The organism is uncultured Gimesia sp., from assembly GCF_937919775.1.
In the GTDB taxonomy this organism is placed as follows: domain Bacteria; phylum Planctomycetota; class Planctomycetia; order Planctomycetales; family Planctomycetaceae; genus Gimesia.
This window is the reverse complement of the sequence record NZ_CALFPF010000208.1, coordinates 1-10,741: the sequence shown is the minus strand read 5'-3', so window position 1 is coordinate 10,741 and position 10,741 is coordinate 1. Positions and strand designations below refer to the sequence as shown.

The 10,741-nt window shown below is 50.2% G+C and carries 14 protein-coding genes; 13 read left to right on the top strand and 1 reads right to left on the bottom strand.

Translation table 11 applies throughout. The features are described 5' to 3' along the window. The 13 genes from Q0294_RS05535 to Q0294_RS05475 form a co-directional block, all read left to right on the top strand. Positions 1-185: hypothetical protein (locus Q0294_RS05535; RefSeq protein ID WP_299461731.1), on the top strand; the 185-nt coding region annotated here is incomplete at its 5' end. A 357-nt stretch (positions 186-542) separates the two neighbouring features. Next, complete coding sequence (locus Q0294_RS05530; protein WP_299461729.1) at positions 543-1,115, top strand: hypothetical protein; 573 nt, start codon at positions 543-545, stop codon at positions 1,113-1,115. A 96-nt stretch (positions 1,116-1,211) separates the two neighbouring features. Next, on the top strand, positions 1,212-1,646 hold the full coding sequence (locus Q0294_RS05525; protein ID WP_299461727.1) for a GNAT family N-acetyltransferase: 435 nt from the start codon (positions 1,212-1,214) through the stop codon (positions 1,644-1,646). Between the two features lie 286 nt (positions 1,647-1,932). Beyond that, positions 1,933-2,283, top strand: a complete 351-nt coding sequence (locus Q0294_RS05520; protein WP_299461725.1) for a VOC family protein — start codon at positions 1,933-1,935, stop codon at positions 2,281-2,283. Between the two features lie 234 nt (positions 2,284-2,517). Next, positions 2,518-2,892, top strand: coding sequence for a DUF805 domain-containing protein (locus Q0294_RS05515; protein WP_366917910.1), 375 nt, complete (start codon positions 2,518-2,520; stop codon positions 2,890-2,892). A 187-nt stretch (positions 2,893-3,079) separates the two neighbouring features. Then, positions 3,080-3,433, top strand: a complete 354-nt coding sequence (locus Q0294_RS05510) for a DUF805 domain-containing protein (protein ID WP_299461721.1) — start codon at positions 3,080-3,082, stop codon at positions 3,431-3,433. A 333-nt stretch (positions 3,434-3,766) separates the two neighbouring features. Beyond that, positions 3,767-4,393, top strand: a complete 627-nt coding sequence (locus tag Q0294_RS05505; RefSeq protein ID WP_299461719.1) for an SET domain-containing protein — start codon at positions 3,767-3,769, stop codon at positions 4,391-4,393. Between the two features lie 207 nt (positions 4,394-4,600). Continuing rightward, entirely contained in the window at positions 4,601-4,855 is a 255-nt protein-coding gene (locus Q0294_RS05500; protein ID WP_299461717.1) for a hypothetical protein, read from the top strand. A gap of 239 nt (positions 4,856-5,094) precedes the next feature. Continuing rightward, positions 5,095-5,514, top strand: coding sequence for an SMI1/KNR4 family protein (locus Q0294_RS05495; protein ID WP_299461715.1), 420 nt, complete (start codon positions 5,095-5,097; stop codon positions 5,512-5,514). 223 nt (positions 5,515-5,737) lie between these two features. Next, positions 5,738-6,319 carry a TetR/AcrR family transcriptional regulator gene (locus Q0294_RS05490; RefSeq protein ID WP_299461714.1) on the top strand — a complete coding sequence of 194 codons (582 nt, stop codon included), beginning with the start codon at positions 5,738-5,740 and terminating at the stop codon, positions 6,317-6,319. A gap of 95 nt (positions 6,320-6,414) precedes the next feature. After that, complete coding sequence (locus Q0294_RS05485; RefSeq protein WP_299461712.1) at positions 6,415-6,999, top strand: peroxidase-related enzyme; 585 nt, start codon at positions 6,415-6,417, stop codon at positions 6,997-6,999. A gap of 133 nt (positions 7,000-7,132) precedes the next feature. After that, on the top strand, positions 7,133-8,047 hold the full coding sequence (locus Q0294_RS05480; protein ID WP_366917909.1) for an alpha/beta hydrolase: 915 nt from the start codon (positions 7,133-7,135) through the stop codon (positions 8,045-8,047). Between the two features lie 90 nt (positions 8,048-8,137). After that, positions 8,138-8,758, top strand: coding sequence for a pyridoxamine 5'-phosphate oxidase family protein (locus Q0294_RS05475; RefSeq protein ID WP_299461707.1), 621 nt, complete (start codon positions 8,138-8,140; stop codon positions 8,756-8,758). A 36-nt stretch (positions 8,759-8,794) separates the two neighbouring features. Here the strand turns inward: Q0294_RS05475 and Q0294_RS05470 are convergent. Further along, positions 8,795-10,741: right-handed parallel beta-helix repeat-containing protein (locus tag Q0294_RS05470; protein ID WP_299461705.1), on the bottom strand; the 1,947-nt coding region annotated here is incomplete at its 5' end.

Below are 10,741 nucleotides of genomic sequence, written 5' to 3'. Positions count from 1 at the left end.
ATCTCGTCATCACTTTAATGGTATTAGCCTTCATATTGGTTTTTGCAGTCGCCTATTGGCGGCTTTCATTCGAGTCATTCAAGATACTATTATTGTTTCTAGCGGTGATGGCATTCAGCGTTGTTGCTTACTACTTGAGGAAATTTGCTGTGGAAACCGAAATCGTAGATGAGGAAATCTCGTGACACAACCGGTCATCTGATCCCTTTTATCTTTTCTGTGAAGTCCCCTCGTCATCCTCGTCGAGGTAGCACTCGCCGTGACAGTAGGGACAGGAACGATCATCGTGACCGCCGGTTGTGTAACGATGATGCACTGTCTTATCCAAGCCTGTGCCTTTGCAGACCGGACACATCCGCCCCGGTTTTCGACCTTAAACAAACAAAGGTTCCAGGAACCAAAAATCGCTGCGATGAATCCACATTCATCGGGGCTGTTTTCTTTGATCGAAAATCAACCGGATTATCTGATTTTTGTAGTGACTCTCAGGTTAATCGGTTATGTTATAGAGATGGGTTATACTACTTTCTCTGAGGTCGCTGATGAGTGACGAATCAAGCCAACCAAAAACCATTGCCGTCGCGGTGCCTCGCAAGCGCAGGATCATTCGCAGGCTGATCTTCTTTGTTCCAGTTGGCTTATTTCTGTTTCTGCTTCCTGTGATCAGCGAAACGTATTTCAAATGTGCCATCTGTGGAATGAGACATACGGAGCAACGAGTGACCGGTGCCGGCTTTCTGGTCTCTTCCTGGGAACGCCCCACAACCTGTAGCGACTGGTATCAGGCCCACATCGAACCAGAGCATGAACATGTCTGGGTGCGGAACAGTTTTGCAAGATTGAATAACGTTTTTGGACAGACCATGTTGGTGCAGCAGTTATCGTCTCTAGCCTCTGGACCATTCAGTTGGCTGTTTTTAAGCGAGGACAGGCATCTGGAACTCTACAAAAATAGCCCGTCCCCCGACCAGATGCGTTCCGTGCTCCTCAGTCTGGCTCATTTCGAACCTTATGATTCAAAAGCATATCAAGCACAGCAGGAAACGTTCAAGAAACTCGATGAGTGGATCGGTTCCGGTATGAAATCCACGTGGCCGTTTGAGAAATTTCCATAATCGGTCCGAACATGCTCGATCCCTGTGTGTCGACAGCTTACCATCATCCGTCTCGAATCACGGATCTTTCTTCTTACTTGCTCATCAGGAACTCATATGAATCGAATTGTTCGCGAATATCGGGCGGAAGACCTGGACAATGTCTTAGCGGCCTGGGAAAATGCGACCCGGCTGGCTCATCCGTTTCTGTCAGACGAATTTCTGGATCAGGAACGATACAATATTCCCCATCTGTATCTGCCGAACGCGGAAACCTGGGTGATTGAGCAGGCGGGTCAGGTCATTGGCTTCATCGCCTTACTGGGGAATGAAGTCGGTGCGATTTTTGTCCAGCCGGAATTTCATGGCACGGGTGCCGGTAAAGCGTTGATGGACAAGGCACACGCACTGCGCGGCGATCTGGAAGTCGAAGTGTTTGAAGCCAACCGCATCGGACGCATTTTTTATCAACGTTACGGTTTTACGCCGTTATCGGAATCGATTCATGAACCGACGGGGAACCCGTTAATCAGACTGCAGTTTACGGCTTGATTTCCTGCTGGTTGTGTTTCTTGATTTTGATTCTTCTTTGGAAAGATGACAGAATCAACGGTAAGATGTGTGGTTAATAACGGACTGAAGAAGAACCGGGGCTAATGCCCTGCGGCTAATAAGTCATTCCGGCTGGGAAATCACCAAACACCGGATCAGCCGCACGGCGTTAGCCGCGGTTAATGTGAATCTTGTTTAAGATCGCATTTCTGAGAACCACTCTCTAAACTATTGAATCAACGCGATCTAACGTTCCGTTAAATGCCTTAGACCAGGAACTCCCTCCATGCCTGCACACGAAAAAATCAACTACGTCGAATTCCCTGCGAAAGATCTGGCGGCGACCAAATCCTTTTTCGAAGCCGCCTTTGGCTGGACGTTTACCGACTATGGTCCCGCGTATGCGGCTTTCTCGGACGAGGGGTTGGACGGCGGCTTTTTTCAATCTGACCAGAATTCCACATCCGCGAACGGCGCGGCGCTGATCGTGTTCTATAGTGAGAGACTGGAAGAAACCCTGGCGAAAGTCGAAGCAGCCGGCGGAACCATCATCAAGCCGATCTTCGCCTTCCCCGGCGGCAGGCGGTTTCAGTTCGCCGAACCTTCCGGAAATGAATTTGCCGTCTGGTCTGAGTGAAATCCCCCCCCCTTTACGGATGATGCAGTCGACATAACCCTTATATCCGCGCTCTCAATGCCTGCATTTCTTTTGAAAACCTGAACAGATCCATTATAGTACACTTCCGCAAGCTACTTTTCAGCAGATTGGTCGGACTGTTTCGTTCTGCTGCGAAATCGTCGCGAAAAGATGTTCGCTCACACTTCTGGCTTTTCCAAGAATCAAATCACGAGTGAAATGAAAGGTTACGACATGAACTGGTACATGGCAGTCATCAAAAAATATACAGACTTCAGCGGACGGGCACGCAGAAAAGAATACTGGATGTTCCTTCTGATCAATATTCTGGTCTCTTTTGTCATCGGGATCATCGGCGCAATCATTGGTGATTCAAGAGGGCTGATTTCGGTTTCTCTTTCCGGACTGTACTGGTTATTTATCTTCCTCCCCAGTCTCGCGGTCACCGTTCGACGACTACATGACACGAACCGGAGTGGGTGGTGGATTCTCATTCCGCTGGTTCCGTTTTTCGGAGCAATCATCCTGTTTATTTTCACGGTTCTCGATAGTGATCCGAATACAAATACTTACGGGCCGAATCCGAAACTCGCACCGGAGCCGGAATAGTGTCGCACTCGTCCGAGCCGACTCTGCTACCCGGATCTGGCATTCTGAATGTACCGGGAGAGTCTCTGTGCCCGCTGAGCTGCGCAGAGACTCCCTGGAATATTTTTGAACCTTCAAAGTTTTATTTCATCCCAATTGAATCGGTTTCATTATGCACTGGTATCTGACTGTCCTGAAGAAGTATGCTGTGCTTGACGGCCGCGCCCGTCGAATGGAATACTGGATGTTTACGCTGCTCGACACGATCTTTGCCATCCTGATTTTTGTGATCGGGACCGTGATCGGCACTGCTCTGAGTGGACCGCCCGAGTTATCCGGACTGGGCTTTGGGCTGTTGCTGTTCTATCTGTGTGTGGTGCTGATGCCCAAGCTATCCGTGACGGTCCGCCGTCTCCACGATACCGGCCGGAGCGCACTGTGGCTGTTTATCGGACTGATTCCCATGGTCGGTTCTTTGGTTTTTTTAGTTCTGATGGTACTGGAAGGGGAGCCGCTCGAAAACGAGTACGGTCCTGACCCGCTGGCGATTCCGTCGGTCTAAACGGTCGACCGGTAAAACCGAATTCACTCCCCCCTGCTCCCGCTGTCTGTCCCTGCGCACCGCCCCGCACTCTCCTGCAACCTGCCCGCACCCACCGCGAACGGAAACCAGTCCCCGGACCCGAAAAAAAACCTTTCCGGATTCGTGGAATTTATTTGAACCGGGGCTGTGCAAACCTGAGCCGCCTCGGTATATATCCTCCTGAAATGAAACATCTAACAAAGAGGTGCTGTGTGAATTGAAATTCCGTCTGGCGGTCAGTCCTGAAGTCAGGGATCGTCGCCGAGACATTCCTTCCGTGTATTAGCCCGTCATCGGGTCAGGAAAGAAACTATGATACACCCCAAAACTGAGCTGAAATTCATCAGTAACGAAATCGGCTACGGCGTTGTCGCGACCGAATTCATCCCCGCCGGCTCCATCACCTGGGTTCTGGATAAGCTGGACCGCGAGTTCAACGCCCTCGAATTTCAGTCGATGGAAGACATCTACAAAAACATTCTGGACACCTACTCCTTCCGGAACAATCAAGGTAATCTGGTTTTGTGCTGGGACAACGGCCGCTATGTCAACCATAGCTTCAACTCCAACTGCCTGACCACCGCCTACGACTTCGAAATCGCCATCCGGGATATTCACCCCGGCGAGCAGTTGACCGACGACTACGGCTATCTGAATATCCCCTCTCCCTTCCGCGGCATCGATGAAGGAACCAGACGGAAAATCGTTTATCCCAACGATTTAATCAAGTACTACAAAGTCTGGGACAAAAAACTGCTCAAGGTATTCCATCGCATCCCCCGCCTCGAACAACCTCTGAAAGTGCTGCTCACCGAAGAAATGTGGGACGACATCGTCCTGGTCTCCAAGGGGAATCAGGAGATGAAGTCGATTCTGACTAACTACTATCATGACGAAGAACACAGCAGACCCCAGAAAGAGAAAAAAACAGCCGTTTAACAGATCGCTGCCCTTTCTGTTCTGATCACAGTTGAACTCTGCGAATCAGCCAGAGCAAGCAGCCGTCTCTGATCGATGAGGCCCCCTGACATGAGCGAAACCCCTTTCATTCGATGTCCGGGTTGCGACACACTCATTGATCCCACGCGTACCGCTTGCCCTGGCTGCGGGAGATGCCCCGCCTGTGGCGTAAAACGATCGCAGACAGTGAAAACCTGTCCTAACTGCAATCTTGCCTATTGCAGTTGCTGCGGTCGCTGCCCCCAATGCCTGGAACTGCGCTACTCCGAGATCGGCCCCTGTGAATGTGGTCACCCCAAGGATGCACAGCAAATCGAAGATCTGGTGCGATATCATGCCACCGTCGGAGCTGAAAGGCGACCAGCAGAAACCGGCTGTATACTCGTGGTGGTGATCCTGCTGATTCTCTTCTTTATCGGGATGTTTACCCTGAAAGGCTGAGATCATGGAACCCGTACTTCACGCATCTGCTGAATCATCCAAATTGTCCATTGTTTCGGCTTGAAGTCTGGAATTCCGTACTGCTAGGATATGCCCAGTTCTCACAGGAAGCGTGACATGCAGTCCTTGCAGCGTTCTCTCTGAATCAGAGACTCAAGTTTTGCGTATTTTAAGTCGCCGGTCTGCCGTGACCGGGGCAACCGTTCTCAATCATCACATGCTGCATAAGGGGTCTTGAAATGACTTCCCCAAAACTGAATCTGCCGGAAAATTACCTGAAGTGGCTCGACGAGATCGGCGAAGACGCCTATCTGGAATTCGACGACGAAGAATGGGTCTTAGCGGGCCATAAGGAACTGCTGGAAACGATTGAGATCGACGACGACGAAACCCTCTGTATCGATCAAGCCAGACTCCTGGTGAAAATCATCATGGAAGCCACCGGCGAATCGAGCACTGAAGACGATGAAGGAAATGAGATCCCCTTTTCACGCATCGCCGGCTGGTTAACCATTGGCTGCAACAATGAAGATCTGCTCTGCGTCGATCCTGCAGATAAATATTCGGTCTGGGTGTTTTACCCCAGCGACGGAGGCGACGTCGAAAAACTCGCCGATTCACTCGAGGAATTCCTGGAAGGGGTGGAACTGGTTGATTAGGAGTGATTTCGATGAGCAGCGAGAAAGCGGATTGAGTCCGTTTTTGAACTTGAAATCGAGCTGCCACATCGTGTTCGCGGCATTCGTGCCCCCCCTTTGAAATCTGACTTCTGCCGTCGGCTGATCCTGCTTTACATATCTGCTTGAAGTGTCATTCGTCGCAAAACCATATTTTTTTAAAATGAGGGTTTGACATAAACAGACAGGTCTGTATATTTACGGTATGAGCAAAACACAACGACCATCAAGTGCCCGCAAACGAATTCTGGAAACGGCTGAAAAGCTGTTTTACGCAGAGGGTATTCGCGCTGTCGGAATCGACCGGGTGATTTCCGAGGCAGGGGTCGCCAAGATGACGTTGTATAACCATTTCCCGTCCAAGGACGATTTGATTCTGGAGGTGCTCAAATTTCGGGAGGAGCAGTTCGATCTGTTTTTCAATAAACGGATGGATCTTCATTTATCCCAGGGAATGAGTCCGCTCAAAGCGTTTTTTGCTGGGCTGCGAGACTGGTTCAAGAGCCCCGGTTATCGGGGGTGTACTTTTATTAATACGACAGTGGAACTGGCAGATTCGGATCATGCAGCTTCCCGGTTTTGTTCCGAACACAAACGACGGTTCCGTGAAATGTTAACGAACATCATTATCGAAACGGCAGGACCGAAAGCCGCTGCCGTCGCGCCGGCCATTTCTGTCCTGGTTGAAGGAGCGATTGTCACGTCTGTCAGCGAAGGAACTGCAGAAGCCGCCGACATCGCAGAAGAGGCGGCCTCGATACTGATTGCCAAAGCGAAACGGAAATAGAGTTTCATTTTTATTTCACCATATATATACAGACCTGTCTGTCTATTATTACTTTAAACCACTATTTACACACTCATCATTGAAGGAGAAGCAAGATGCCACGTTTAATCGCGATCGCCCCTGAAGCAGCAGCAGGAAAATCAAAAGCGTTACTGGCGGGAGTACAGGCCCAGTTGGGAATGACCCCCAACCTCATGCGGACAATGGCGCATTCCCCGGCCGCTCTGGATGCTTATCTTAAATTCAGCAGCACCTTAGCCGGTGGTGCCCTTTCGAAACAGCATCGAGAACAGATTTCCCTGACGGTCGGCGAGTTCAATCAGTGCGGCTATTGTCTGGCTGCCCATGCCACACTCGGCAAAATGGTCGGCCTGAAGCCGGAACAGATCAAACAGAATCGGACCGGCGCGGATGCAGAACCCGCCACTGATGCCCTGCTGAAGTTCTCCCGCAAGATTCTGGAAAAACAGGGCCATGTCTCTGACCAGGATCTACAGGACGTACGCAACGCAGGTCACGATGATGCCGCCATTACCGAAATCGCAGCCAACGTGGCGCTGAACATCTTCACGAACTACTTCAACCACATGGCACAAACCGAGATCGATTTTCCTGAAGTGGCACCACTAAACTCAGAGAGTGCCGCGTGCTGTCATGCGGAAGGATCAACCTGTTCTTAATGAACGACGAACCGCCTCTCATTCGTAATATCACGAATGAGAGGTTCTATCAAATCAACACTCTTGTTTCTTATTCATAGAAAGAATTCAGATGAACTATCGAAAGCAGGCCATTTTCAGCGGGAGTATGATCATGATCGCAGCCATTTTGACCAGTTCGGCCCTGGCAGAACCGACTCAACCCCGGCAGGTACAATATCGCACCGTCAAAGTAAACGGCCTCGATATTTTCTATCGAGAAGCGGGACCCAAAGATGCCCCCACCCTGTTACTACTGCACGGGTTCCCCACGTCTTCTCACATGTTTCGCAATCTCATTCCCGCACTGGCAGACAAGTATCATGTGATTGCCCCTGATTATCCCGGTTTCGGCTATAGTAGTGCCCCGCCCGTCGGTGAGTTTGATTACTCATTTGCGAATCTCGCCAATGTGATCGAACAATTCACCGAACAACTGAAGCTTAAAAAGTATTCTCTGTACCTGATGGATTACGGTGCCCCGATCGGCTTTCGACTGGCTGTCAAACATCCGCAACGCGTCGAGACGCTCATCATCCAGAATGGAAACGCATATAACGAAGGTCTCGACAATCCGTTCTGGGAGCCGGTGAAAGCCTACTGGAAAAATCCTTCACAGGAACAGGGCAACAAGCTGCGCTCATTGCTGACTCTGGACGCCACCAAATGGCAGTACACGACCGGCGTTCGTAATCAGGACGTTATCAGTCCGGATACCTGGGGGCACGTGCAACCCCTGCTGGACCGCCCCGGGAATCAGGAAATTCAGCTCGCGTTATTCTTAAGTTATGGCAGCAATCCGCCGCTGTATCCTCAATGGCAGGAGTATCTGCGAACCCATCAACCGCCGACGTTGATTGTCTGGGGCAAGAACGATCAAATCTTTCCGGCTGCGGGTGCATATCCTTATCAACGCGATCTGAAAGACCTGGAATTCCATCTGCTGGATACCGGTCACTTCGCGCTTGAAGAAGACGGCCCGATCATTGCACGCTTGATGCGAAGCTTCCTCTGCAGAAAAACCGAATAATCTCACTCTAATTTTTCAGCCGTGGCTTGTAGAATATTCTGCAAGTCGCGGCTGCTCGTTTCCAGATCTCGTTTGACCGGGAGTCTATTTATGAATCATTATCCCAGCGATATTGCGTTTACGCCATCTGTCAAAGCGGTTCAAACCAGAAAGGGTTCACGTTCGCTGTATGCGAAAGTGGAACAGGGTTATGGTTGGCAGACCGAAGTGACAGCAGAACTGAAAGCCTTTCTGGCCGAACTAGACATGTTTTATCTGGGAACGGCGAATCGGGCCGGCCAACCTTATATTCAATACCGGGGCGGCAGTCCGGGTTTTCTCAAAGTCGTTGATGAAAAAACACTGGGTTTTGCCGATTTTGGTGGCAATCAGCAATATATCACACTCGGAAATCTGGCGGAAAACCCGCAGGCATTTCTGTTTTTGATGGACTATGTCCACAGCCGCCGTATCAAAATCTGGGGCACCGCGTGGGTGGAAGAAAACGATCAGGAACTTATCCAACGTCTGCATGACCCTGCATATCCCGCCCGAGCGGAACGCGCGATTCTGTTGTCGATAGAAGCCTGGGACATGAATTGTCCGCAGCACATTCACAAACGGTATCCAGCAAATGAAGTGCTGCCGCTGATTAAATCGCTGCAGGAGGAAAACCGGCTGCTCAAAGAACAAATGGCCCGATTCCAGACAGGATGGGAACCGGGCCATTGAGAAATGCAGTCACCCTTATAGACTGCTTCCTCATGATCAGAAATCGTCGTCGCTTCCATTTCCTGAACCGGTGTTTGTCCCCGCGCCGTTTTGTGGCGTACCAGACAGCACGTCGTAACCTTTCGCCGTGTTTTGTGTGGCAGTATTGCCTGTGAAGGTGGCCGTATTCCCGCCACTAAAGAGATTGATCATGAAACCATCGCCCGAGTTATTCCCGGCACTGTTTCCACTGATGGTTCCACCAACAATGGGAGCACTGAAATCATATCCATTAAATGTATTTCCGATGGATGTGTTATTGCTGAACGTACCGCCGAGGAAGACATCGTCAAAATCAAACCCGTCTTCTTTATTTCCTGAGGCGAGGTTATTACTGATGGTTCCGCCTGAGATCTCGTTAAAGTCAAACCCGTCATCAGTATTGTTGATCGCGCTGTTATTGCTGATGGTTCCGCCACTGATCTCGCCACCAAACTTAATTCCATTCACTCCGTTTCCGGTAGCACTGTTCTCACTGATGGTTCCACCACTCACATCATAAAAGTTGAAACCATCCTCTCCATTTTGATTCGCGACGTTTCCGGTGAAGATAACGCCTGAGACATCATCATCAAAGTAAAACCCGTCGTCAGTATTATTACTTGCGACATTCCCGGTAAACGTTCCACCGGTGACGTCATTATTGAAGAAAAATCCATCATCGTTATGTGTAGCGATATTATCCGAAAACGTCCCGCCTAAGACCTTATGATAGAATGCGAACCCGGCATAATCATTTCCAGTAGCCTGGTTACCGCTGATGGTTCCCCCGGTCATCCGATAAAATTCGAACCCGAAGTTCTCATTGTTCTCGGCAATATTATTTGAGAAGACGCCGCCTGTGATCGTGCCATCGAAATAATACCCGTCTTCTCCATTGTTCCTTGAGGTATTCCCGGAAACAGTACCACCGGAAAATGTATCAAAATCAAACCCGTCGTAAGTATTGTTCTCGGCCAGGTTATTACTGATTGTTCCGCCGCTGACATTCACCAGGTAGTATCCATAATCATTGTTGCGGGAGATATTACCGGTGACACTCCCCCCCACAAAGTTCTGAATTTGAAGGCCATCATTATTATTCCCGACGCCATTCCCGCTGAAAGTATTGTCGGTGACGGCACCATTGATATTGCCATCTAAATGCACTCCGTCTTCCAGGGCGCCACTGATCGTATTGCAGTTGATCGCGAAACCGCTGATCCCGTTACCATAAATTCCGTTTTTGCCCCCGGTAATATTCATGCCCACAATGGTGGCGTTATCTGCCAGCGTAAACACGTCGATGGTATTCACCGTTCCATTGACGATCGTATGCGGACCATAACTGAAGCTGGCGACGGCCCCTGAATCACAGCCCACCACGTTCACACTCTTGCCGCCCGCCAAAGCAAGCTGCCCATTATTGAACACAAAACCGCTGCCGGTATTAATCGTGCCTGCGCTGCCGTCAAACAGCACCACACTGTCCGCACCGGCTGCGTTGAAGACCGCTTCCGCGCTGGCAGTGTTCGCGTCAATCACTGTAATGTTCTGCAGCATCTGACCGTTTGATTGCAGTTTGGCATGTTCCACTGGTCCGCGCGCCTGATTGAGTACGATATCGAGATCACGCATGATCGGATTGACCATGCGGCGCTGGAATCGGTTCAGACGCTTACTGTCTCCATTACCGGGAAGAGGTATGCGAACCATTAGCATCCCTGTCCCCTGCGAGCCGCGCAATTCGTCATACTGATATTGCCCGCCCAGAACCACACGTGATCCGTTGCCCAGAAACGGAAGATCGAACATCCGAAATTCAACCCGTGCGCGGGGACCTGCCATTTCCTTGAATCCGGGTGCCGAATTATCAAAATAATAACCGCCAACATAGCCGCGCAGTTCCGCATCCACATTCAGATCATCAAATGTTTTCAGCAATCGGCCGACTTCAAAATCGGT